Below are 22,386 nucleotides of genomic sequence, written 5' to 3' on the forward strand. Positions count from 1 at the left end.
CCCCACTCCCATGCCCGGCAAGAAGATCACCCCGCTCCTCCCCCTCGCCCTGCTGCTGCCGCTGGCCACCGGCTGCGGCGGCGCGGCCGACGCCGACGACCCGGCGGGCCAGGGCGGCGCGCGCACGGTCACGGTCACCGTCGGCTACCAGTCCAAGACCATCAACACCGTCACCGCGGGCACCCTGCTGCGCTCCCTCGGCTACTTCGAGGAGGAGCTCGCCGCCCGCGGCAGGAAGGACGGCGTCACCTACGAGGTGGAGTGGCAGGACTACGCGACCGGCGCGCCGATCACCGCGCAGATGACGGCCGGGAAGATCGACATCGGCTCGATGGGCGACTACCCGCTGCTCATCAACGCGGCCCGCGGCCGGCAGCTGAAGCAGCCGACCCGCCTCGTCTCGGTCACCGGCTACAACCTGCGCGGCGGCCTCAACACCGTGGTGGTCGCGCCCGGTTCACCGCTGAAGTCATTGTCCGACCTGCGCGACAGGAAGGTATCCACCAGCGTCGGCTCGGCCGCCGACGGCACCCTCGTGCGGGCCCTGCAGCAGGCGGGCATCGATCCGGACAAGGGCATCCGCAAACTCAACCAGCAGCCCAGCGTGGGCGCTTCGGCCCTGAACGCGGGCAGCGTCGACGCCCTGTCCCAGTTCGTCGCCTGGCCCGGCCTGCTCGCCTTCCAGGGCCGCGCACAGGCCCTGTACGACGGCGCCGAGCTGAACCTGCCGACCTTCCACGGGGTGACCGTCCGGGAGAAGTTCGCCAAGGAGCGGGCCGGAGTCCTCGACGACTTCCTGAAAGCCCAGCGTCGCGCCACCGACTACCTGCGCACCCGGCCCGTCGAGGCGGCCGAGTCCGTCGCCAAGGAGACCGGGCTCCCCGCCGAGGTGGTCTACCTCTACAACGGCGCCAACGGCATCGCCACCTTCGACCCGCAGCTGCGCCCCGAGCTGATCGCCGCGCTGAAGCAGGACGTGCCGGTCCTGAAGGCGGCGAGGCTCGTCGGCGACGTCGACGTGGACGCCTTCGTCGACCGGGCGCCGCTGGACCGCGCCGCCGAGGCCCCCGCGTACCCGAAGACCGCCGCCGCGCGGTCCGAGCTGTGGCTGAAGGGCAGCGCCACCACCCGGGGCTTCGCCAGCCCCAAGGAGCTGCTCAAGGCGGTCAAGGGCGCCCAGGTGCGCGCCGCTTACGTGCCCGACGCGGTGACCGGCACGCTGTGGTTCGCGGACCGGGCCGTCTGGGTCGCCGACGGGACCGATCTGCGGGCCTTCGTCACTCCGGCCGGCGCCCGGGCGTACGCCGCCGCCCACCCCGGCTCCCGGATCGTCGACTACGCGACCGCCCAGGGCCTCGCGTCATGAGCGCCGGCCGGCGCCTGGTCCGGGCGCTCTCCCTCGTCGCCGCACTCGGCCTGTGGCAGCTGCTGACCGTCTACGACGTCAACCTGTGGCTGCGGTTCGAGCAGTTCCCCACGGTCGGCGAGGTCGCCGCCGCCTTCGCGGACCGGGTCGGCACCGACGCGTACCTGCAGGACCTCGGCCACAGCCTGCGCCGGATCACCATCGGCTTCCTGCTGGCGACGGTGCTCGGCATCGCGGTCGGCACGGCCGTCGCCCGGTCCCGGTGGGCCGCCGACCTGCTCGGCCCGATCCTGGAGGTGGCCCGGCCGGTGCCCGCCATCGCCCTGGTGCCGGTCGCGATCCTGCTGCTGCCGACCAACGAGCAGGGCATCGTCTTCATCACCGCCACCGCGGCCTTCTTCCCGGTCCTCGTGTCGACCCGGCACGCGGTGCGGGCGCTCGTCCCGGTGTGGGAGGAGGCCGTGCTCACCATGGGCGGCGGACGGCTGCGGGTGCTGTTCGCGGTGGTGGTGCCCGGCGCCCTGCCGGGCATCTTCGGCGGCCTGTCGGTGGGCATCGGCGTCTCGTGGATCTGCGTGATCTCCGCGGAGATGATCTCCGGCGAGTACGGGGTGGGGTACCGCACCTGGCAGGACTACACGGTCGTCGACTACCCCGGGGTCTTCGTCGGCATGGCCACCATCGGCGCCCTCGGCTGGCTCACCTCCACCGCGGTCGAGATGCTCGGCCGCCGCGTCACCCGCTGGCTGCCGCAGCCCGCGACCGGCGCCCCGAGGCCGGCGTTCCGGCGCGCCGCCCGGCGGGCGGCGCCCGCCCCCGTGCCCGTACCCCCACCCGTACGCGAGAAGGAGCCGGTCACGTGAGCACCGCACCCCCGCCCGCCGCGGTCGCCCCGCCCTCCGGCGCCGAACTGACCCTGCAGGGGGCCCGGATCGGCCACCCGGGCGGTGCCGCGGTGCCGGCCGGCGTCGACCTGCGGATCGCGCCCGGCGAACTCCTCGCCGTGGTCGGCCCGTCCGGCTGCGGCAAGTCCACCCTGCTGCGCACCCTCGCCGGACTGCTGCCCCCGCTCGACGGCCGGGTCGGCCAGGACGGCGAACCGGTCGAAGGCCCCGCGGCCGACCGGGCGCTCGTCTTCCAGCACGACGCCCTGCTGCCCTGGCGGACCGTCCGCGCCAACGTCGAACTCCCCCTGGCGATCCGCCGCGTCCCGCGCGCCGAACGGCGGCGCACCGCCGCCGACTGGCTGGACCGGGTCGGCCTCGCCGGCCACGCCCACAAGCTCCCGCACCAGCTGTCCGGAGGGCAGCGGCAACGCGTCCAGCTGGCCCGAGCCCTGGCCGGCCGGCCCCGCGCGGTCCTCATGGACGAACCCTTCGGCGCGCTCGACGCGCACACCCGGGCCGGCATGCAGGACCTGCTGGTGGACATCCTGCACGGCACCGGCGCGACCGTCGTCTTCGTCACCCACGACGTCGACGAGGCCCTCCACCTCGGCGACCGGGTGGCGCTACTCCCCTCCGGCCGGGTGCTCGACGTGCCGCACCCACGGCGGCGCGAGGCCCGGCAGGCGGCCGCGACGGCCGAACTGCGCCGGCACATCCTCGACTCGCTCTGAGGGTCCCGCCCGGGACCCCGCCGAGCACCTCCTTCCGAAAGGCAGCCCATGGACACGGCCGACACTGCGGTGGACACCCCCCTCGCCATCCCCGCCCTCTCCGACGCGACCGAGCTGACCTGCGACGTCCTCGTCATCGGCGGCGGCACGGCCGGCACCATGGCCGCGCTGACCGCCGCCGGACGCGGCGCGGACGTCCTGCTCCTGGAGAAGGCGCACGTCCGGCACTCCGGCGCGCTCGCCATGGGCATGGACGGCGTCAACAACGCGATCATCCCGGGCCGGGCCGAGCCCGACGACTACGTCGCCGAGATCACCCGCGCCAACGACGGCATCGTCGACCAGTCCACCGTCCGGCAGACCGCCACCCGCGGCTTCGACATGGTCAGGCGCCTGGAGTCGTACGGGGTGAAGTTCGAGAAGGACGAGCACGGCGAGTACGCCGTCCGCCAGGTGCACCGCTCCGGCTCGTACGTGCTGCCGATGCCGGAGGGCAAGGACGTCAAGAAGGTCCTCTACCGGCAGCTGCGCCGCCGCGAGATGCGCGAGCGGATCCGGATCGAGAACCGGGTGATGCCGGTCCGCGTGCTCACCCATCCCGGGGACGGCCGGGCGATCGGGGCGGCCGGCTTCCACACCCGCACAGGGGAGTTCGTGACCGTCCGGGCGGGCGCGGTGATCCTGGCCACCGGCGCGTGCGGCCGGCTCGGCCTGCCGGCCTCCGGCTATCTGTACGGCACGTACGAGAACCCCACCAACGCGGGCGACGGCTACGCGATGGCGTACCACGCGGGCGCCGCCCTCACCGGCATCGAGTGCTTCCAGATCAACCCGCTGATCAAGGACTACAACGGGCCGGCCTGCGCCTACGTCGCCAACCCCTTCGGCGGCTACCAGGTGAACCGGCACGGCGAGCGGTTCGTGGAGTCGGACTACTGGTCGGGACAGATGATGGCCGAGTTCGCGGCCGAACTCGCCTCCGACCGGGGCCCGGTGTACCTCAAGCTCAGCCATCTCCCCGAGGAGACCATCGGCGCCGTCGAATCGATTCTGCACACGACCGAGCGGCCCACCCGCGGCACCTTCCACGAGGGCCGGGGGCACGACTACCGCACGCACGACATCGAGATGCACATCTCGGAGATCGGTCTGTGCGGCGGGCACTCGGCCTCGGGCGTACGGGTGGACGCGCACGCCCGCACCACGGTCCCCCGCCTGTACGCGGCCGGTGACCTGGCCGGGCCTGCGTACCGCACAACTACATGATCGGGGCGTTCGTCTTCGGCGACCTGGCGGGCGAGGACGCGTCGCGCTACCGGGCGTACGAGGGCGAGCTGCCCGCGGACCAGCTGGCCGCCGCACACGAGCTGGTCTACCGGCCGCTGCGCAACCCGGCCGGACCGCCGCAGCCCCAGGTGGAGTACAAGCTGCGGCGCTTCGTCAACGACTACGTGGCGCCCCCGAAGTCCGGCGCGAAGCTCTCCCTCGCGGTGGAGGCGTTCACCCGGATGGAACGGGAGATCGCCGGGATGGGGGCGCGCACCGCGCACGAGCTGATGCGGTGCGCGGAGGTGTCCTTCATCCGCGACTGCGCGGAGATGGCGGCGCGCGCCTCACTCGCCCGCACCGAGTCCCGCTGGGGCCTCTACCACGAACGCCTCGACCACCCCCGGCGCGACGACGCCGACTGGCTGCACCACCTGGACCTGCGCAAGTCCCGGTCCGGAGCGATGGAGTTCACGGCCCGGCCGGTCGAGCCGTACGCGGTCCCGGTGCCGGAGTACACCCCGACGGCGGGGCCGGAGCGGTGGCTCGGCGAGGTCGCCCTGGAGCCGACGGCCACGGCGGGGCCACGGGACGCGGCGCCGGCGGCACGCGCGGGCGGCGGAGCCGCGGCGACGGCGGGGCGCGGACCCGGGGCGACGGCCGGGCAGTCCCCCGACGTCCCCGTGACCGGCGGCCCGGGTTCCGCCGGCCCGAGCCCCGCGCTCCTGCGGCTGCTCGCGCTCGCCGAGGAGTCCCCCGACCTGGAGGCGCTGCGGCCCTATCTGACGGAAGCCGACCCGGCGGTGCGGGCGGTCGCCGTGGCCGCGCTCGCCGAGACCGTGCCGGCCGGGGCCGGGGTCGCGCTCGCCGAGCGGCTGGGGGACCGGACGCCGTCGGTGCGGCACGCCGCCGCTGCCGCTCTGCGCGAGCTGGTGGAAGTGCTGCCGGCCGAGGCCGGGTTGGGCGAGGGCCTGCGGGCGGCGCTCGGGGTGGCCGACCCGGTCGTGCGGTCCGCCGCGCTGGAGGTGCTGCGCGTGCTGCGGCTCGGGGACGCGGCGGTGTACGCCGCCGCGCTGGCCGACGCGGACATCGACGTCCGTATCCATGCCGTACGGGCTCTGGTGTCCGTGGATGCCGTGGCGGAGCTCGCGGTGGCGGCGGCCGATCCGGCCCGGGAGGTGCGGGTCGCGGTCGCCCGCGGCCTCGCCGCCGTACACGCCCCGGAACCGGCGCCACTGCTTCCGCTGCTCGACGACGCCGACCCCCTGGTGAGGGGCGCCGCCCTCGCCTCGCTCGCGACCACCGGCTGCCCGCCGCCGTACGACGGGGCCGCGGCCGGGGCGCTCGACGCGTCCGCCTGGCAGGTACGGGCCGGCGCGGCGACCGCGCTCCGGGCCGCGCCGGCCGGCCGGGCCGTGCCCGCCCTCGCCAAGGCGCTGGCCGACCCGAACGCGGACGTCCGCAAGGCCGCCGTCCTCTCCCTGCTCGCGCACCGCGACGCGGCCGAGGCCCGTGCCGCGCTGGCCACGGCCGTCGCCGACCCGGACGCGGACGTGCGCGCCCACGCCGCCCGGGCGCTCGCCTGATCCGGCTTCCTACGACGCGCTGACCCCGCTGCGGGCCAGCGCGAACACCCCGAGGACGATGAGCGCGACGCCCGCCAGCTGGGGCAGCAGCCACCAGCCGGACCGTACGTGCTCCTCGTACAGCAGGACGCCGAGGGCCAGGCTCACCGTGGCGTCGCCGAGGGTCAGGGCGGGCTGTGAGGCGACGAGCGGCCCGCCCTGCATGGCGTGTTCGAGCAGCAGGAGGGCCGCGATTCCGGCCACGCAGAAGGCGTAGGTCTGCCAGGCGGTCAGGAACGCGGCGAGCCCGCCGTCGGAGAGGATGTGCATGGACGTCTTCATGAGGGCCGCGGTGAGCGCGTAACAGATCGCCGTCGCGGCGCCGAGGCAGCCGGCGCGGGCCCGCCCGGCCGGTCTGCGCAGTCCCGTCGCCGCGAGCGCCACCACGGCGACGGCGCAGGCCACCAGGGCCGGAACCCAGCGGTCGAGCTCCACATGGGTGCGGTTGCCGGTGGGCGAGGCGGCGAGCAGCGCCGCCCCGAGTCCGGCGACGACCGCCGCGACCGCCGCCCACAGCCGGGCGGGCAGTCGTTCGCGCGTCATCAGGGAGGCGATCAGCAGCGCGAGGGGCAGTTCCAGCACGAAGAGCGGCTGGACGAGCGCCAGCGGTCCGGTCGCGAGGGCCGCCGCCTGCCCGACCCCGGCGGCGATCACGGCGAGGATGCCCGCGAGCCACAGCGGGCGGCGCAGCAGATCGAGGATGAGACCGGGCCGGAAGGAGTCCGACTGGGGGACGGTGAGCGCGGCGCGGCGCTGGAGCACCGTGGCGAGCGCGTTGCTGAACGCGGCGAACAGCGAGAAGAGGACCGGCAGGACGACGCCCATCCCCCGATCCTCTCCGGGGTGACGGCCGTCCGGGTGGCGACACCGGCCACCGCCCGTACGGAGGACCCGGTCGGGCCAATGCCGGGTGATGGTCCGGGCGAATGTGGGACCTCGGGCGTGGCCCGGCGCCGCCGGGGTGGTACGTCGTCGACCATGCAGCCAGCCACGCCACCGCCGGTGGTCCCGTTCCTCCGCACGGCCGCCGCCTACGCGTGGCGGCTGCTCGTCGTCGGCGGCCTCGTCTACGCCCTGTTCGCCGTGCTCGGGCGGTTCCACGAGATCGGTGTGGCGGTGTTCCTCGGTCTGGTGATCACCGCGCTGCTGCGGCCGGTCGCGAACCTCGCCGCGCGCGGCATCCCCCGGTCGCTGGCGGTGACGATCACCATGCTGGGCAGCATCGCCCTCGTCCTCGGCGTGCTCGCGCTGGTCGGCGAGGCGGTGGCGGGCGAGCGGACGACGCTGGTGCGGGAGTTCCGCGAGGGCGTCGACCGGATCGAGCGCTGGCTGGAGGAGCCGCCCTTCCGGGTGAACCCCGAGGCGCTGTCGGACCTCCAGGCGAAGATCACCCAGTTCCTGTCCGACCACAGGTCGACGCTGGTCAGCGACGCGGTGAGCGGGGCGCACCATCTCGTGGCGGTGCTGACGACGCTCGCGCTCGCCCTGTTCACCGCGGTGTTCTTCATCCACTCGGGGGACCGGCAGTGGGCGTGGTTCCAGGAGCAGTTGCCGCGGTCCGTGCGGGGGCGGGTGGAGACCGGCGGGCGGGCGGCGTGGCGGACGTTCACCGGGTACACGCACGGCATCGTGCTGGTGGCGGCGACGAACGCGGTCCTGGTCGGGCTCGCGCTGTGGCTGCTGGGGGTGCCGCTCGCGGTGCCACTGGCGCTCCTCGAGTTCGCGGCGGCGTTCGTTCCGCTGATCGGCTCGCCGGTCGCGCTGGCGGTGGCCGCGGTCGTGGCGCTGGCGTCGAAGGGGCCGCTGGTGGCGGCGATCGTGGTCGGGCTGATCGTGGTGATCGGCCAGATCGAGGGCCATCTGCTGCATCCGCTGGTCATGAGCTGGGCCGTACGGCTGCATCCGCTGGTGGTGGCGATCTCGGTGATCGCCGGTTCGATCGCGGCAGGGATCGTCGGGGCGGTGGTGGCGGTGCCGCTGGTGTCGGTGGTGTGGTCGGTGTACACGGCGTTGCGCAAGGCCCGCGGGGCGGCGGAGGACCCGCCGCCCGGCCCTGCGCCGGAGGTGGCGGGGCCGCCGGGCTCAGCGGCGTGAGCCGGCGAGGCTGAGGACGTTGGCGCCGACGACGGCTCCGATGGCGGCCGCCTCGATCCAGCCGAGCCGCTGACCGAGCCCGATCCAGCCGACCAGGGCGGCGAGCACGGGGTTGACGCTCATGAAGAGGCCGAAGGCGGCGGCCGGCACGTGCCGCAGGGTGAACAGGTCGACGAGGTACGGGACGGCCGAGGCGAGGACGCCGGCGGCGACGGCGTACCCGAGGGACGCGGCGGTCGGCGGATGGCGCAGCACGACCGCGAGCCCGACGGGCAGGAACATGACGGCGGACAGCGTCGCCGCGGCCGCGCTGCCCTGCGCGCCGGGGACGCGGCGGCCGACGGTGCGGTTGAGCATGATGTACGACGCCCAGCACACCGCTCCCAGGAGGCCGAAGCCCATGCCGACGTAGTCGGTGGAGGGCTGGGGTCGCATGAGGGTGATGACACCGGCGGCCGCGATGACCGCGCAGCAGGCGTCGACGCGGCGGCGGGTGGCGGCCAGGGCGATGGCGAGCGGGCCGAGGAACTCCAGGGTCACGGCGAGGCCGAGGCCGACCCGGTCGATGGCCGTGTAGAGGGAGAGGTTCATCGTGCCGAAGACGATCGCGAGCAGGATCACCGGGCGCCACTGGCTCCAGGTGAAGTCGCGCAGCCGGGGCCGTCCGACGGCGAGCAGGACGGCGGCGGCGACGTACTGCCGGACCGCGACGACGCCGACGGGTCCGAGGACGGGGAAGGCGAGGGAGCCGGTCGCGGCGCCGATCTGGTTGGACAGGCCGCTGCCGAGCATGGCGGCCACACCGGCTGGGGACGTGCGGCGCGGGGACTCGGTCTGCGTCGTCGCCGGGGCGTGGCCGGCGGGGGCGGGATGCATGGGCCGATCGTCGGGGCCGAACGGTGCTTGCGCAAAATGCATCGCCGGATCGCATCTATACGATGGAGTCATGGATGTGGAACTGCGGCAGCTGCGCTGTCTCGTCGCGATCGTCGACGAGGGCACCTTCACCGACGCCGCGCTCGCGCTCGGGGTCTCGCAGGCCGCCGTCTCCCGGACCCTCGCCTCGCTCGAACGAACGCTGGGGGTACGGCTGTTGCGCCGCACCTCGCGCTCGGTCGCCCCGACGGCCGCCGGGGTGCGGGTGGTCGCGCACGCCCGGCGGGTGCTCGCCGGGGCGGACGAACTGGTCCGGGAGGCGACGGCGGGGCAGCACGTGCTGCGGATCGGTTACGCCTGGTCGGCCCTCGGCCGCCACACCCCGGCGTTCCAGCGCGGCTGGGCGGCCGCGCACCCCGCGACGGAGCTCCACATGGTCCGGGTCAACACGGCGACCGCGGGCCTCGCGGAGGGCTCGTGCGACCTGGCCGTGCTGCGCAGGCCGCTGGAGGACCGGCGCTTCGACTCGGCCATCGTGGGCCTGGAGCGGCGGCTGTGCGCGATGGCCGCCGACGACCCGCTGGCCAGGCGCCGTTCGGTCCGCCTCGCCGACCTCAGCGGCCATACGCTGTTGATCGACCGGCGTACGGGGACGACGACGCCGGAGCTGTGGCCGCCGGACTCCCGGCCGGCGACGGAGGAGACGTACGACGTGGACGACTGGCTCACCGCGATCTCGACCGGCCGCCGCATCGGCATGAGCGCGGAGGCCACGGCCAGCCAGTACGCCCGGCCCGGGGTGGTCTACCGCCCGGTGCGCGACGCCGAGCCGGTCGCCGTGCGGCTCGCCTGGTGGCGCGACGACCCGCATCCCTCCGCCCAGTCCGTGATCGAGCTGCTCAGCGCGCTCTACCGGGCGGCCTGACGGACCATCGGGGTCGTGACGGACCGTTTCAGCCGAGCACCTGGGCGGTGCCGCCCAACAGGATCCGGGGTCCGGGCCGGCCCGGACCGGGATCCTCGGTGAGCGTGGCGGTGATCCTGGCGGGGCTGCCGAGCGCATCCCCCATGTCGACGGCGAGGTCGGTGACCTCCCGCCCGGCGAGGTGGGCGGCGAGGCAGGCGGTGCTGTTGGCGTTGGCGATGTCCTCCGGGACCCCGATCGAAGGGGCGAACATGCGGGCCGCGAGCGAACCCGTGGACGAGGGCGGGGAGTACACGTAGGCGCCGAGCAGTCCGAGGCGGTCGCAGGCCGCACGCAGCCGGTCGAGGTCCGGGGTGAGCGCGGCGAGCGCGGAGCGGGACGACACGGGCACCAGGATCCGCTCGCGGCCCACCCCCGCCACCCGTACCGCCTGGCCCGGCTCGTCGGGTGCGAGTCCCAGGGCGGGCAGCACGAGGGCGCGTTCGGCGGCGGACGGATCGCGGAGGGCGACCGGTCCCGGGTCGAAGAGCCCGGTGCCGCGGTCACCGTCGACGCGGGCCCGGCCGGGGAAGGAGCGCCCTGCCGTGCGGAGCGTGGCCCGGTAGGGCTCCGCGGCCGAAGTCCCGGCGCCGGCGCCGGCCCCCGAGCCCGAGCCGGCGCGGGCTCGGGCTCGGGCTGCGAGGAGGACGAGGGCGGCGACGGTGCCGTGACCGCACGCCGGGAGCTCCCCCTCGGCGGTGAAGAACCGCAGGTCCACTATCGGTTCGGGAAGGCCGTCGTGCACGCGCGCGTACACGGCGTGCGAGACGCCCCACTCGACCGGCACCCGGCGGCGTTCCGCGTCCGTCAGCGGCGCCTCCTCGACGACCACCGCCGTGGGGCTGCCGCCGGTGCCGTCGCGCTGGCAGGCGCGGACGAGCCCGACGGTCGGGTCAGAGGGCACGGCCGGCCCGCAGCGTCGCGATGTCGGCGGCCCCGTAGCCGAGTTCCGCCAGGATGCTCTCGGTGTGCTCGCCGACGGCCGGCACGGGGTCCATCCGCGGGGCGGTGCCGGCGAGATCGGCCGGGGGCAGCAGGGCCGGTACGCGGGCGCCGCCGGGGATGCGCACGTCCCGCCAGCGGTCCCGGGCGTCGAGCACCGGGTGCTCGAGGAAGGCGGCCATGTCGTTGACCCCGGCGTTGGCGATGACCGCCTCGTCGAGGAGTTTGCCCGCCGCGTCGCTGTCGAGCTCGGCGAACCGTTCCGCGACGATCGCGTCGATCTCCTCGCGGTGCGCGACCCGGTCGGAGCCGGTGGCGAAGCGCGGATCGTCGACGAGCTCCGGCCTGCCCAGGAACCGCTCGCACAGGGCGGCCCATTCGCGCTCGTTCTGGATGGAGAACAGCACCTCCTTGCCGTCGGCGGCGGTGAAGGCGCCATAGGGGGCGATGGTGGCGTGCCGGGTGCCGACGCGCGGGGGCTGGGTGCCACCGAAGCGGGTGTAGTAGGCAGGCTGGCTGACCCACTCGGCGAGCGCCTCGAAGAGCGAGACCTCCACCGCCCGGGCCCTGCCCGTGGTCGCGCGGGTGAACAGGGCGGTGAGGATGCCGGTGTACGCGTACATCCCGGCGGCGATGTCGGCGACCGACACCCCGGCCCTGGCCGTGCCGTGCTCGTTCCCGGTCAGCGAGACGAGGCCGGTCTGACACTGCACCAGGAGGTCGTACGCCTTGCGGTCGGCCCACGGGCCGCTGGTGCCGTACCCGGAGACGGTGCACGCGATCAGCGACGGGAACCGCTCGGCGAGCGCCTCCGCGCCGAGGCCCATGCGGGCGGCCGCGCCGGGCGCCAGATTCTGCACGAACACGTCGGCCTCGCCGAGCAGTCGCTCCAGGACCTCGCGTCCCCCGTCCGTCTTCAGGTCGAGGGTGATCGACTCCTTGGACCGGTTGAGCCACACGAAATAGCTGGACTCGCCGTGCACGGTGGTGTCGTAACGGCGGGCGAAGTCGCCCTCCCCGGGCCGCTCGACCTTGATCACCCTGGCTCCGAGGTCGGCGAGCTGCCGGGTGGCGAAGGGGGCCGCCACGGCCTGTTCGAGGCTGACGACGGTGATGCCGGCGAGCGGCAGGTCTGCGGGGAGTCCGGTCATCGGGCGACCTCCAGGTGCGGTGCTGTTCGGTGCTGTTCGGCCGGGAGCCCGGTCAGCGTATGACGGCGGCCGAAAGGGCGTGCAGCCGCAGGGCCAGCTGGATCTCCAGGGCGCGGGCCGGGGACTGCCAGTCGGGTCCCAGGAGCCGGCCTATCCGCTCGACGCGCTGGGCCACGGTGTTCACATGGACGTGCAGGTCGTCCTTGGTACGGGCGGGGCTCATCCCGCTCGCGAAGTAGGCGTCCATGGTGCGCACCAGGTCGGTGCCGCGGCGCCGGTCGTAGGCGACGACCTGGCCGATGGTGCGGTCGACGAAGCCCTCGATGTCCCGGGTGTCGGCGAGCAGCAGACCGAGGAAGCCCAGGTCCTCGGCGGCCGCGCCCTCTCCCTGGCGGCGCAGCAACCGCAGGGCGTCGAGGCAGCGGCGGGCCTCCTCGTACGCGGGGGCGACCCGCTCCGGGTGGGCGAGGGGGTCCGTGAGCGGCGCGGAGGCGCCGACGGTGACCGGCTCGCGCAGGGCGCCGCCCAGGTGTTTCGCGGTCTGCCGGGCCAGTTCGGCGGCGTCCTCGCCGGGGCCGAGGGGCAGCAGGAGCACCATGCCCCCGTCGCGGGCCGAGGCGAGGCCGTGCCGGGTGGCCGCCAGATGGGAGGCGGCCGAGCTCAGCCGCTGCCGGTCGGCACTCTCCCGGCCGGCCGCCTCCGGCTCTCCGCAGGCGCCGGAACCGGTCCCGGCGCCTGCGGCCGCTTCCGCGCCGGCCCGGTCGATGCGGGCGGCGAGCACGACATGGGGCGCGTCGGTGTCGGTCCGCAGCCGGGCGGCACGCTCACGCAGGAGCCGGCGGTCGCGCTCCGGCGCGTCGAGGAGGTCGTCGAGCAGCTCGCCCCGCACCCGCTGCTCGGCTTCGCCGGCGGAGCGGCGCGCGAGCAGCAGCAGCGAGGTCACCAGGGCGGCCCGCTCCAGCGTGCGCAGGTCGACGGGGTCGACGTCCGGACAGCCGCGCAGCACGAGGGCGCCGAAGGTCTCGCCACCGGCCGAGACGGCGGCGATCCAGTCGTCTCCGTCGCGTACGGCGTGGCCCTCGGCCGGCCTACCGGACCCCTGCCGCTCCTCCGTGAACTCGACGGTGCCGCCGAGCACTTCGGAGACGGCGGCGGCCACGTCGTGCACCCCGCCGCCGTGCAGCACCAGTTCGGTGAGCCGGTCGTGGACCTCCGAGGCCCGTTCGATCACTCCGCTGTGCTCGCGGATGATGTCGTTGGCCCGCTCCAGCTCGGCGAGTGCGGAACGCGTCTCGGCCAGCAGGTTGGCCGTGTCGATGGCGACGGCCGCGTGGGCGGCGAGGGACCCGAGCAGGGCGACCTGCTCCCGCTCGAAGACCCGGGCCCGCCGGTCGGCGGCGAAGAGCACGCCGATGACCTGGCTGCCGAGGGTGAGCGGCACCCCGAGGATCGCGACCAGGCCCTCGTCGCCGACCGCGCTGTCGATGGGCTCGGTGTGCCGGAAGCGCTCGTCGCGGAAGTAGTCGTCGGTGACGTAGGGCCGGGCGGTCTGGGCGACGAGCCCGCCGAGGCCCTCCCCCATGCCGAGCCGCACCTGCTGGAACCGGGCCGAGACCGAGCCCTCGGTGACCCGCATGTACGTGTCGCCGCGCACCGGGTCGTTGAGGCTGAGGTAGGCGACCTCGGTGCCCAGCAGGGAGCGGGCGCGCTGCACGATCGCGCGCAGCACGTCGTCGAGGTCGCGCAGACCCGCGAGGTCGTGGGCGGTCTCGAACAGCGCGGAGAGCTCCGCCTCGCGCCGCCGCCGGCCCTCCAGCTCCGCCCTGACCCGCAGGGCCAGCAGCTTGGCCTGCTCCAGCTCGGCCAGCACCTCCGGCCCCGCACCGCTCGCACGGGCGAGCAGCACGGGCCGGTCGTACGCCTCGGTGGCGGCGCCTCGGGCGAGGAGGTCCAGGTAGACGGCCTGTTCGTGGGTCATGGTCACAGGGATACCTGCCGTACGGGGGGTCGCACCAGCCCTGTGGACAACCGCCTGTGGACAACGGACACGCGCGGACCGGCCCGATCCGCCGGACCTGCCTAGTGGGCCGTCCAGCCCCCGTCCATCGTGAGCGAGGCACCGGTGACGAACGACGCCTGCGGTGTGCAGAGGTACAGCACGGCCTCGGCGACCTCGTCGGGCTCGATGAGCCGCTTGAGCGCCGAGTCCTTCAGCAGCACCTCGGACAGCACCCGCTCCGGCGGGATGCCGTGCGCGGCGGCCTGGTCGGCGATCTGCCGCTCGACCAGGGGCGTGCGCACATAGCCGGGGTTGACGCAGTTGGAGGTGACGCCGTGCGGGGCGCCTTCGAGGGCCGCGGTCTTGGAGAGGCCCTCCAGACCGTGTTTGGCGGCCACATAGGCCGACTTGAAGGGCGAGGCGCGCAGCCCGTGGACGGAGGAGACGTTCACGATACGGCCCCAGCCGCGCGCGTACATCTCCGGAAGCGCGCCCCTGATCAGGCGGAACGGCGCCTCCAGCATCACGGTGAGGACGGTGTGGAAGACCTCGGGCGGGAACTCGTGGAGGGGGCGGACGAGCTGGAGTCCGGCGTTGTTCACCAGGATGTCGGCGCCCGCGGCCGCCGCCTCCGCGGCGTCGAGGTCGGTGAGGTCGAGCAGCCGCGGCTCGACCGCGCCCGTCAGCCCCCGGGCGGCTTCGGCCAGCTCGTCGAGCCCTTCGGCGGCCCGGTCGACGGCTCTGACCCGGGCCCCCGCGGCGGCGAGCCGCAGCGCGCAGGCGCGGCCGATGCCGCCGGCCGCACCGGTGACGAGCGCGGTGCGCCCGGAGAGGTCGAGGGTGACGGCCCGGGGTACGGGCCGGGGCGCGAGGGCCTGGGCCGGTACGGGACCTGATGTGGTGGGGGCGCTCATGCTCCGCACCCTATGAAGCGGCCCACCCCCGACCGATGTGTTCCCCGCCCATAGTTCAGCCCAGGGTCGTGTTGTCGAACCATGTGGGTTCGTCGGCGAGGGCCTTCTCGATCCGGAAGTTCGAGAAGCGCTTCATCTCCGGGAGCTCGTCGAGCCCGAACCAGCCGACCTCGAGCGACTCGTCGTCGTTGACCCTGGCCTCTCCCGAGACGGCCCGGCAGCGGAAGGAGACGTCCATGAACTGGCACCGGTCGCCGTTGGGGTAGACGATCGGCTTGCGCAGGGTCTGCACGAGCACGACCCGCTCCACCTCGCAGCGCACGCCCGTCTCCTCGTACACCTCGCGGACGGCGCAGGCGGCGGGCTGCTCGCCGGGCTCGACGATGCCGCCGACGATCGCCCACATCCCGTTGTCGACGCGCCGGCCGAGCAGCACCCGTCCCCGGTCGTCGAAGACGACGGCGCTCACACCCGGCAGGAAGAGCAGCTGATGGCCGGCGGAGGCCCGGATGTCACGGATGAAGTCGGGGGTGCCCATACCCCGACCCTAGATCATCTTCGGAGCCAGGGCCCAGGCCGCCCGTCCGGACCGATCGAGGGGCCGGGCGAGAGGCCGGGCGAGGGGCCGGCGACGGTCCGGCGAGCGCCCCGGATCAGGCCGCCGGGCCGCGCCGCGCCCGTACGGACCGCGCCGCCGACCAGCCGAGACCGGCCACGGCGAGCGCGACGAGCAGCGCCTCGGGCAGCGTGCCCATGCGGGTGGCCGGGGTCAGCGAGGAGCGCAGCGGCACCTTCTCGACCAGCACGTCCGGGGTGAACATCCTGGTCTCCGCCACGATCTTCCCGTCGGGCCGGATGACGGCGCTGACGCCGCTGGTGACCGGCACGACCACGCTGCGGCTGTGCTCGACGGCCCGCACCCGGGACATGGCGAGCTGCTGGTAGGTCATCTCGCTGCGGCCGAAGGTGGCGTTGTTGCTGGGCACGGTGATCAGCTGGGCGCCGTGCGTGACGGTGTCCCGCACCGCCCAGTCGAAGGCCGCCTCGTAGCAGGTGGCGAGGCCGACCCTGGTGCCGGCGAGGTCGAAGACGCCGACCTTGGTGCCGGGTCCGAAGTCGCGGCTGACCCGGTCGACGTTGCTGTTGAAGATCCGTACGAAGGGCCGCATCGGGATGTACTCGCCGAAGGGCTGCACGTGCCGCTTGTCGTACTCGGCAACCGGGCCGCCCTTGGGGTCCCACTGGATGAGGGTGTTGCGCAGCTTGCCGGTCTCGGGCGCGATGACGGCGCCGATCACGGTCGGTGCGCCGATCTTCCGTACCGCCTGGTCGATCACCTGGTAGGCGTCGGGGTTGGCGTACGGGTCGATGTCGGAGGAGTTCTCCGGCCACAGCACGAAGTCGGGCTGCGGCTCGCGGCCCGCCTTCACGGCCTCGGCCAGCTCCACGGTGCGCTTGGCGTGGTTGTCGAGGACCTGGCGTCGCTGGGAGTTGAAGTCGAGGCCGAGGCGCGGCACGTTGCCCTGGACGGCGGCCACGGTGGCGGTGCCGTCCTCCGCGACGTCGGACACGAGCGGCACGGCGGCGACGGCGCCGGCGACCGGGACGAGCACGGCGAGTGCGGCGGCGAGCAGCGGGCCGCGCGCGAGGGGCCTGACGGCCCGGGCGGTCACGGGCTCCGCCGACTCGGCAGCCTCCGTGGATTCCGTGGCCTCAGTGGCCTCCGTGGACTCCGCGTCGGCGGTACGGGCGCGGCGGCGGAGCAGGACCTGCCGCACCACCTCGTACAGTCCGAAGCCGCACAGCGCGACGGCGAAGCCGAGCACGGGGGTGCCGCCCACGGCCGCGAGCGGCAGGAAGATCCCGTCCGCCTGACCGAAGGCGATCTTGCCCCAGGGGAAGCCGCCGAACGGCATCCGGGCGCGGGCCGCCTCGCCGAGGACCCACACGGCGGCGGCGAACACCGGCCAGGCGGGAAGCCGCGACACGGCGGCGATCCCGAGCCCGGACGCGGCGACGAAGAGCGCCTCCGCTCCGACGAGCGCCAGCCAGGGCCCGGGGCCGACCTCCTCGCCGGTCCACACCAGCAGCGGCAGCAGGAAGGCGAGCCCGGCGAGGTAGCCGAGCCCGAAGCCGGCGCGCAGCCGGCGGCCGCGCAGGGTCCAGCCGAGCAGCGCGAACGCGGGCAGCGCGAGCCACCACAGGGGCCGGGGCGGGAAGCTCAGGAAGAGCAGGAGCCCGGACAGTACGGCCCCGCCGGGCCGCAGGAGCCGGCGCGGGCCGCGGGCCCGCTCCGGCGCGGCGGCGGGTTCGGGCACGTCGACGGGGGTGATGGTGGCGCTCACGTGGCGGAGTCTACGGCGCACGGCGCGCCCGACAGATGTGCGGCCCGTCTCACGCGCCGCCCGGCGGTGCGCCGCTCAGACCGCGGGTCCGGTCGGCGTCGTGGGCGCGGGCGGGGCGGGGCGGCGCAGCAGCAGGGCGCGGATGATCTGGACGCCGGACTCTGCGTCGTCGACGGTGACGGTGAAGGTCCGCCCGTCGCCGAGCCTGAGGACCAGGCCCTCCCCCCGGCGCACGATGACGGCGGTGCCCTTCTCGGGCCGCCAGCGGTAGCCCCAGCCGCCCCACTGGCGCGGGGTGACGGAGGGCGCGAAGTCGGCGCCGACCACGTGGGAGAGCGGGATGCGGCGGCGCGGTACGCCGATGTGGCCGCAGCGGACCTCCATGGCGAGGTCGTCGACGCGGACGGCGACGTGTACGAAGGCGAGCGTGCCGAAGAGCACGAGGACGCCCGCCGCCACGCAGCCGATCACGGCCATGAGCAGCGGGGCGATGCCCGAGGTCCAGGGCGATTCGACGGCCAGCGTGATGCCGAGCGCCATGCAGGCGACGCCGGCCACGGCCGGCAGCCACTGCAGGCGGTTGGTCGCCCGGCCGGTCCAGACCGTGGGCGCGGGTCCCTCGGGACCCTGGTTCGGGGAGTGGTCCCTCATGGTGACAGCCTACGTACGTTCCGCCGCTTCGGCGCCTCGGCGCAGTCGTCCGGGCACGCTCAGTGCGCGGCGGTCGCCGTCCCCAGCAGGCGCCCTTCCGCGTAGCGGAGAGCCGCGCCCGGCAGTGTGCCGGTGCGGCCGCTCAGGAGCACGGTCAGGGAGCCCGTGGGGGCCGCGGCCGGGTCTGCTTCGACCCCGATGCGGCGGAGCGCCTGTGCGGCGACTGCCCCGGCTGAGCCGTGCAAAACGACGGGGGGCGGATCGGTGCGGGCCAGGGCCGCCCGGATCTGCTCGTCGACGAGCTCGTAATGGGTGCATCCCAGGACGACGGCCCTGACGTCCCGGGGGGTGAGCGCGGCCGCCGCGGCGACGGCACGGCGTACGGCCTCGGTGTCGTCGTGCTCGACGGCGTCGGCCAGGCCCGGGCAGGGCACCTCGGTGACCTCGGCGCCGTCGGCGAAGTCGCGGATGAGCCCGCGCTGGTAGGCGCTGCCGGTGGTGGCGGGGGTGGCCCAGATGGCGACCTTGCCGCCGCCCACCGCTGCGGGCTTGATCGCGGGCACGGTGCCGATGACCGGGATACGGGGTTCGAGGGCGGCCCGGAGCGCCGGCAGGGCGTGCACGGTGGCCGTGTTGCAGCCGACGATCAGGGCGTCGGGCTCGTACGCGGCGGAGGCGCGGGCGACGGCGAGGGCGCGCTCGGTGAGGTCCTCGGGGGTGCGCGGGCCCCACGGCATGCCGTCGGGGTCACTGGAGATGACGAGATCGGCGTCGGGCCGCATACGGCGAACCGCGACAGCTGCCGGGAGCAGGCCGATTCCGGAGTCCATGAGCGCGATCTTCACCCGGTCACCCTAGCCGACCGCCCTTGCGTGCCCGGCAATCTGGGGCAGACTGCGGCGAATGAGCCTGCTTGCGTGGATCGCGATCGGTTCCCTGACCGTCTGGGGGTGGCTGCTCCTGGGCCAGGGCTGGTTCTGGCGCACGGACCAGCGCCTGCCGGCGCCCCGCGCCGCCCCTGAGCGCTGGCCGCGCGTGGTGGTCGTCGTCCCGGCGCGCGACGAGGCGGAGGTGCTGCCGCTGAGCCTGCCCTCGCTGCTGGCCCAGGACTATCCGGGGCCGGCGGAGGTGATCCTCGTGGACGACGGGAGCACCGACGGCACCGGGCGGCTGGCCGAGGAGCTGGCGCTGGCCCAGGGCGGTCTGCCGCTGACGGTGGTCTCGCCGGGCGATCCGGAGGCGGGCTGGACGGGCAAGCTGTGGGCGCTGCGGCATGGCACGGCGCTGGCCCGGGAGCGCAAACCGGAGTTCCTGCTCCTGACGGACGCGGACATCGCGCACGAGCCGGACAGCCTGCGGCTGCTCGTCGCCGCGGCGACGGGGCACGGGCTCGACCTGGTGTCGCAGATGGCCCGGCTCAGGGTGGCGAGCTTCTGGGAGCGGCTGGTAGTCCCGGCCTTCGTCTACTTCTTCTGTCAGCTCTACCCCTTCCGGTGGATCAACCGGCGGCGCCCGCTGGCGACGGCGGCCGCGGGCGGCTGTGTCCTGTTGCGGACGGAGACGGCGGACCGGGCGGGGGTGCCGGAGTCGATCCGGCAGGCGGTCATCGACGACGTGTCGCTGGCTAGGGCGGTACGGGCGGCGGGTGGGCGGATCTGGCTGGGGCTCGCCGAACGGGTGGACAGCATCCGCCCGTATCCCCGCCTCGGCGACCTGTGGCGGATGGTCTCGCGCAGCGCGTACACCCAGCTGCGCCACAGCCCGCTCGTCCTCGCGGGGACGGTCGCGGGCCTCGCCCTTGTCTATCTGGCGCCGCCCGCGACCCTGCTGGCCGGCCTGGCGACCCGGGACGCGGCGGCGGCCTGGGCCGGGGGGCTCGCCTGGGCGGTGATGACGGGGACGTATCTGCCGATGCTCCGCTACTACCGCCAGCCGCTCCGGCTCGCGCCGCTGCTGCCGTTCACGGCACTGCTCTATCTCCTGATGACGGTGGACTCGGCGGTGCAGCACTACCGGGGGCGGGGCGCGGCCTGGAAGGGGCGGACGTACGACCGGCCGGACGCCGATGCACCGAAATCGAAATCCGCACCGCAGAGCGCTTTTCCCGACACGGGGAGTAATGACTGACGCACCCTCAAGAGGAGGCGTTATTTAAAGCATGAACATGATCAGCCACCCGGAGGGCCCGACAACCTCTTTGTCGCCGCCGGTTTTCTTTACGTCCACCTGATACCCGGACCCGTGGGTAACCCCCTCCGAGCTTGGGCTTTACAAGATCAATACGCCGAAGGGTGCCCGTTTTTGTCATGTTCGATCGCATTGGGGATCGACGGCCACTCAGAACCCGTCAATCAACCGTCTTATCGGTCTCCCCATCCGGCACAAGTGGGCTTACCTTATGAGCCATGACCTCCCCGCGCTCCACCTACGGAGGCGGTTACTACACCGCGCCGTCGTTCCCCGACACCCCGATCTACGACTCGCTCGTCGCAGAGCGGGGCACGCCTCAGATCGCCCCGATCCGAGTGCCCTTCCCGTACGACACCGGCAGCTCCTTCTCCGGAAGCAGCGGCTACCTGCCGGCGCTGCCCGCGGCGCTGCCCGCCCTCCCGGCGGCACCCACCCCGCAGCACGCCCCGGCGTACGGCGGCAACAGCGGCTACGGCTACCCCCAGCCCGCGCAGCACATGGCGCCGGCCCCGCAGATGGCCCCCGTGCCACTGCAGCACGCCCCCACCCCGTACATCCCCCAGCAGCCCGTCGCCCCGCGCGGCTACCCGGCCCACCAGGCACCGCAGCAGCAGCGCCCGATGGCCACCGGCTACGAGGCGATGCGCCCGGCGGCCCCGCGGCCGGCGCCCGCGCCGTACGACGACCCGTACAACCGTCCGTATCAGGGCCGGGGGTACTGACCTTCGGAGCGGGCGCGGCGGCTGGCAGGATGGCGGTATGCCGATTCCTGTCTTGCGCTCCGTCCATGTCCACCCGGTCAAGGCACTACGCGGGTTCACCCCCGCGGAGGCGGAGGTCCAGCCATGGGGACTGGCCGGTGACCGCCGCTGGACCGTGGTGGACGCCGCGGGCAAGGTCGTGACCCAACGCCAGCACGCTCGGCTGGCGTTGGCGGCGGCCGGGCTGCTGCCGGACGGCGGAGTCACGCTGTCCGCGCCCGGCCGCGAACCGCTGACGGTCGAGGTTCCGCACCCCTCGGCCACGATCCCGGTGGACGTCTTCGGCACCGTCGTGGAGGCGGTGCCCGCCGACCCCGCGGCGGACGCGTGGTTCAGCGCCTACCTGGACAGCGAGGTCCGCCTCGTCCACATGGACGACCCGGCCCGCCGGCGGCCCGTCGACCCCGACTACGCGCTGCCGGGCGAGACCGTGAGCTTCGCCGACGGCTATCCGCTGCTCGTCACCACCACCTCCTCGCTCGACGCCCTCAACTCCCTGATCGCCCAGGGCGATCACGCCGACGAGGGCCCGCTGCCCATGGACCGGTTCCGGCCGAACGTGGTCGTCGACGGCACCGCGCCCTGGGCCGAGGACGGCTGGCGCCGGCTCTCCATCGGCGAGGTCACCTTCCGGGTCGCCAGGTCCTGCGGCCGGTGCGTGGTCACCACCACCGACCAGCAGACCGCCGAGCGCGGCAAGGAGCCGCTGCGCACACTGGCCCGGCACCGGAAGGACGGCAGCCGGCTGATCTTCGGGCAGAACCTGGTGCCCGAGGGGCGCGGAGTCGTCAAGGTGGGCGACGAGGTCCGGATCCTGGACTGACCCCGGCGTTCGACAGGCGCGGAAACCACCCCGGGGGCACACTCGTTGGAGGAGCGGTAACCGCCGACCGGCTGTCGACGAGACGAGGGGGTGCGGAGCGTGCGTGCAGCCACCGGACTCTGGCGCTGGCGGCACAACCCGCTGCGCCGGACCACGGATCTGGTCGAGGCATGGGTCGCGTTCGCGGCGGCCGTACTGCTGTGCCTCGCCGTGCCGCTGGCCGGCTGGGCGGCGGGCGTGTCGGCCAACACCACGTTGCAGCAGGCGGTGCGGATCCAGCAGCAGGAGCGCACCCCGACCACGGCCACCGTGCTGCGGACCGCGGAGCGGGCCCCCGCCGAGCCCGGCGCCGACCGCTCCGGCGAGGAACGGCTCAGACCCGCCGTGGTGGCCCGCTGGACCGCCCCCGACGGCACCCCGCGGACCGGCACCGTGACCACCACCCGGGCCCAGGCCGACCCGGGCGACCGCTTCCCGCTGTGGACCGACCGCACCGGCCGCGCCGTCACCCCGCCGATGCACCCCGAGACCGCCCGCGTCCACGCCCTGATCGCCGGGATCACCGTGGCGCTCGTCGTGGGGGTGCTCGTGGAGGTCACCCGGCGGCTCGTCGTACAACGCCTGGTGCAGCGTCGGTACGCCCGTCTCGACCGCGCCTGGGCCCAGGTCGGTCCCGACTGGGGGCGCACGGGCACGGGCAGCTGACCCGTCAGCCCGGCGGCGCCACGCGCGCTACGGTGGGGCATCGGATCCAGGATCCGGGACCCGAATACTGGATCCCGGATATTGGATCCAAAATCC

At 74.4% G+C, this 22,386-nt stretch carries 19 protein-coding genes and 1 pseudogene; 10 read left to right on the forward strand and 10 right to left on the reverse strand.

Features of this window, described 5'->3' with window-relative positions; translation table 11 throughout:
• Positions 1-10: 10 nt before the first annotated feature.
• The 4 genes and pseudogenes from ACIGEZ_RS29585 (at position 11) to ACIGEZ_RS29600 (ending at position 5,836) form a co-directional block, all read left to right on the forward strand.
• A complete protein-coding gene (locus ACIGEZ_RS29585) occupies positions 11-1,366 on the forward strand; it encodes an ABC transporter substrate-binding protein (protein WP_399836986.1) in 1,356 nt (451 codons plus the stop codon).
• Complete coding sequence (locus ACIGEZ_RS29590; RefSeq protein WP_399836989.1) at positions 1,363-2,229, forward strand: ABC transporter permease; 867 nt, start codon at positions 1,363-1,365, stop codon at positions 2,227-2,229. The genes ACIGEZ_RS29585 and ACIGEZ_RS29590 overlap by 4 nt, the downstream gene beginning before the upstream one ends.
• Positions 2,226-2,984, forward strand: coding sequence for an ABC transporter ATP-binding protein (locus tag ACIGEZ_RS29595; protein WP_399836992.1), 759 nt, complete (start codon positions 2,226-2,228; stop codon positions 2,982-2,984). Before ACIGEZ_RS29590 ends, ACIGEZ_RS29595 begins: the two co-directional genes overlap by 4 nt.
• Positions 2,985-3,032: 48 nt before the next feature.
• Positions 3,033-5,836: pseudogene (locus tag ACIGEZ_RS29600) on the forward strand (fumarate reductase/succinate dehydrogenase flavoprotein subunit).
• 9 nt (positions 5,837-5,845) lie between these two features.
• On the opposite strand, the gene ACIGEZ_RS29605 reads toward ACIGEZ_RS29600, so the two are convergent.
• Positions 5,846-6,700 carry a DMT family transporter gene (locus ACIGEZ_RS29605; RefSeq protein WP_399836994.1) on the reverse strand — a complete coding sequence of 285 codons (855 nt, stop codon included), beginning with the start codon at positions 6,698-6,700 and terminating at the stop codon, positions 5,846-5,848.
• Between the two features lie 153 nt (positions 6,701-6,853).
• On the opposite strand from ACIGEZ_RS29605, the gene ACIGEZ_RS29610 reads away from it, so the two are divergent.
• Positions 6,854-7,969, forward strand: a complete 1,116-nt coding sequence (locus tag ACIGEZ_RS29610) for an AI-2E family transporter (protein ID WP_399836997.1) — start codon at positions 6,854-6,856, stop codon at positions 7,967-7,969.
• Here the strand turns inward: ACIGEZ_RS29610 and ACIGEZ_RS29615 are convergent.
• On the reverse strand, positions 7,958-8,845 hold the full coding sequence (locus ACIGEZ_RS29615) for an EamA family transporter (RefSeq protein ID WP_399837000.1): 888 nt from the start codon (positions 8,843-8,845) through the stop codon (positions 7,958-7,960). The genes ACIGEZ_RS29610 and ACIGEZ_RS29615 overlap by 12 nt on opposite strands.
• Positions 8,846-8,915: 70 nt before the next feature.
• Here ACIGEZ_RS29615 and ACIGEZ_RS29620 point away from each other — a divergent pair, with 70 nt between their 5' ends.
• Positions 8,916-9,770 carry a LysR family transcriptional regulator gene (locus ACIGEZ_RS29620; protein ID WP_399837003.1) on the forward strand — a complete coding sequence of 285 codons (855 nt, stop codon included), beginning with the start codon at positions 8,916-8,918 and terminating at the stop codon, positions 9,768-9,770.
• 28 nt (positions 9,771-9,798) lie between these two features.
• Here the strand turns inward: ACIGEZ_RS29620 and ACIGEZ_RS29625 are convergent, their stop codons facing one another.
• The 8 genes from ACIGEZ_RS29625 to ACIGEZ_RS29660 all read right to left on the reverse strand — a co-directional run bounded on the left by ACIGEZ_RS29625 (position 9,799) and on the right by ACIGEZ_RS29660 (position 18,656).
• A complete protein-coding gene (locus ACIGEZ_RS29625; RefSeq protein WP_399837006.1) occupies positions 9,799-10,713 on the reverse strand; it encodes a PhzF family phenazine biosynthesis protein in 915 nt (304 codons plus the stop codon).
• Positions 10,703-11,902 carry a CaiB/BaiF CoA transferase family protein gene (locus ACIGEZ_RS29630; protein ID WP_399837009.1) on the reverse strand — a complete coding sequence of 400 codons (1,200 nt, stop codon included), beginning with the start codon at positions 11,900-11,902 and terminating at the stop codon, positions 10,703-10,705. Before ACIGEZ_RS29630 ends, ACIGEZ_RS29625 begins: the two co-directional genes overlap by 11 nt.
• 52 nt (positions 11,903-11,954) lie before the next feature.
• Positions 11,955-13,880: a helix-turn-helix domain-containing protein gene (locus tag ACIGEZ_RS29635; RefSeq protein ID WP_399837012.1), complete on the reverse strand. Its 1,926-nt coding sequence runs from the start codon at positions 13,878-13,880 to the stop codon at positions 11,955-11,957.
• 101 nt (positions 13,881-13,981) lie between these two features.
• Positions 13,982-14,815, reverse strand: a complete 834-nt coding sequence (locus tag ACIGEZ_RS29640; RefSeq protein WP_399837015.1) for a 3-hydroxybutyrate dehydrogenase — start codon at positions 14,813-14,815, stop codon at positions 13,982-13,984.
• 55 nt (positions 14,816-14,870) lie between these two features.
• Entirely contained in the window at positions 14,871-15,353 is a 483-nt protein-coding gene (locus ACIGEZ_RS29645; protein ID WP_399837017.1) for an NUDIX hydrolase, read from the reverse strand.
• 115 nt (positions 15,354-15,468) lie between these two features.
• Positions 15,469-17,160 (reverse strand): apolipoprotein N-acyltransferase, encoded by a 1,692-nt coding sequence (gene lnt / locus ACIGEZ_RS29650; RefSeq protein WP_399837020.1) that lies wholly within the window; start codon positions 17,158-17,160, stop codon positions 15,469-15,471.
• Positions 17,161-17,235: 75 nt separating this feature from the next.
• Positions 17,236-17,811: a hypothetical protein gene (locus ACIGEZ_RS29655; protein ID WP_399837021.1), complete on the reverse strand. Its 576-nt coding sequence runs from the start codon at positions 17,809-17,811 to the stop codon at positions 17,236-17,238.
• A 59-nt stretch (positions 17,812-17,870) separates the two neighbouring features.
• The gene (locus tag ACIGEZ_RS29660) at positions 17,871-18,656 is read right to left on the reverse strand and encodes a glutamate racemase (protein ID WP_399837024.1); all 786 of its coding nucleotides are present in this window, start codon (positions 18,654-18,656) and stop codon (positions 17,871-17,873) included.
• A 58-nt stretch (positions 18,657-18,714) separates the two neighbouring features.
• On the opposite strand from ACIGEZ_RS29660, the gene ACIGEZ_RS29665 reads away from it, so the two are divergent.
• The 4 genes from ACIGEZ_RS29665 to ACIGEZ_RS29680 all read left to right on the forward strand — a co-directional run bounded on the left by ACIGEZ_RS29665 (position 18,715) and on the right by ACIGEZ_RS29680 (position 22,290).
• Positions 18,715-19,938: a glycosyltransferase gene (locus tag ACIGEZ_RS29665; protein WP_399837026.1), complete on the forward strand. Its 1,224-nt coding sequence runs from the start codon at positions 18,715-18,717 to the stop codon at positions 19,936-19,938.
• A gap of 278 nt (positions 19,939-20,216) precedes the next feature.
• A complete protein-coding gene (locus tag ACIGEZ_RS29670) occupies positions 20,217-20,723 on the forward strand; it encodes a DUF6643 family protein (RefSeq protein ID WP_399837029.1) in 507 nt (168 codons plus the stop codon).
• A 37-nt stretch (positions 20,724-20,760) separates the two neighbouring features.
• Entirely contained in the window at positions 20,761-21,585 is an 825-nt protein-coding gene (locus ACIGEZ_RS29675) for an MOSC domain-containing protein (protein ID WP_399837032.1), read from the forward strand.
• A gap of 99 nt (positions 21,586-21,684) precedes the next feature.
• Complete coding sequence (locus tag ACIGEZ_RS29680; protein WP_399837035.1) at positions 21,685-22,290, forward strand: hypothetical protein; 606 nt, start codon at positions 21,685-21,687, stop codon at positions 22,288-22,290.
• Positions 22,291-22,386: the final 96 nt, after the last annotated feature.

It is taken from the genome of Streptomyces sp. NPDC085481 (assembly GCF_044541845.1).
Lineage (GTDB): Bacteria > Actinomycetota > Actinomycetes > Streptomycetales > Streptomycetaceae > Streptomyces.

Excerpts from the sequence above, each read along its gene's own strand:
- ACIGEZ_RS29585 (WP_399836986.1), top strand. The coding sequence starts at position 11 with ATGCCCGGCAAGAAGATCACCCCGCTCCTCCCCCTCGCCCTGCTGCTG.
- ACIGEZ_RS29590 (WP_399836989.1), top strand. The coding sequence starts at position 1,363 with ATGAGCGCCGGCCGGCGCCTGGTCCGGGCGCTCTCCCTCGTCGCCGCA.
- ACIGEZ_RS29605 (WP_399836994.1), bottom strand. The coding sequence starts at position 6,700 with ATGGGCGTCGTCCTGCCGGTCCTCTTCTCGCTGTTCGCCGCGTTCAGC.
- ACIGEZ_RS29610 (WP_399836997.1), top strand. The coding sequence starts at position 6,854 with ATGCAGCCAGCCACGCCACCGCCGGTGGTCCCGTTCCTCCGCACGGCC.
- ACIGEZ_RS29615 (WP_399837000.1), bottom strand. The coding sequence starts at position 8,845 with ATGCATCCCGCCCCCGCCGGCCACGCCCCGGCGACGACGCAGACCGAG.
- ACIGEZ_RS29620 (WP_399837003.1), top strand. The coding sequence starts at position 8,916 with ATGGATGTGGAACTGCGGCAGCTGCGCTGTCTCGTCGCGATCGTCGAC.
- ACIGEZ_RS29630 (WP_399837009.1), bottom strand. The coding sequence starts at position 11,902 with ATGACCGGACTCCCCGCAGACCTGCCGCTCGCCGGCATCACCGTCGTC.
- ACIGEZ_RS29635 (WP_399837012.1), bottom strand. The coding sequence starts at position 13,880 with ATGACCCACGAACAGGCCGTCTACCTGGACCTCCTCGCCCGAGGCGCC.
- ACIGEZ_RS29640 (WP_399837015.1), bottom strand. The coding sequence starts at position 14,815 with ATGAGCGCCCCCACCACATCAGGTCCCGTACCGGCCCAGGCCCTCGCG.
- ACIGEZ_RS29645 (WP_399837017.1), bottom strand. The coding sequence starts at position 15,353 with ATGGGCACCCCCGACTTCATCCGTGACATCCGGGCCTCCGCCGGCCAT.
- ACIGEZ_RS29655 (WP_399837021.1), bottom strand. The coding sequence starts at position 17,811 with ATGAGGGACCACTCCCCGAACCAGGGTCCCGAGGGACCCGCGCCCACG.
- ACIGEZ_RS29665 (WP_399837026.1), top strand. The coding sequence starts at position 18,715 with ATGAGCCTGCTTGCGTGGATCGCGATCGGTTCCCTGACCGTCTGGGGG.
- ACIGEZ_RS29670 (WP_399837029.1), top strand. The coding sequence starts at position 20,217 with ATGACCTCCCCGCGCTCCACCTACGGAGGCGGTTACTACACCGCGCCG.
- ACIGEZ_RS29675 (WP_399837032.1), top strand. The coding sequence starts at position 20,761 with ATGCCGATTCCTGTCTTGCGCTCCGTCCATGTCCACCCGGTCAAGGCA.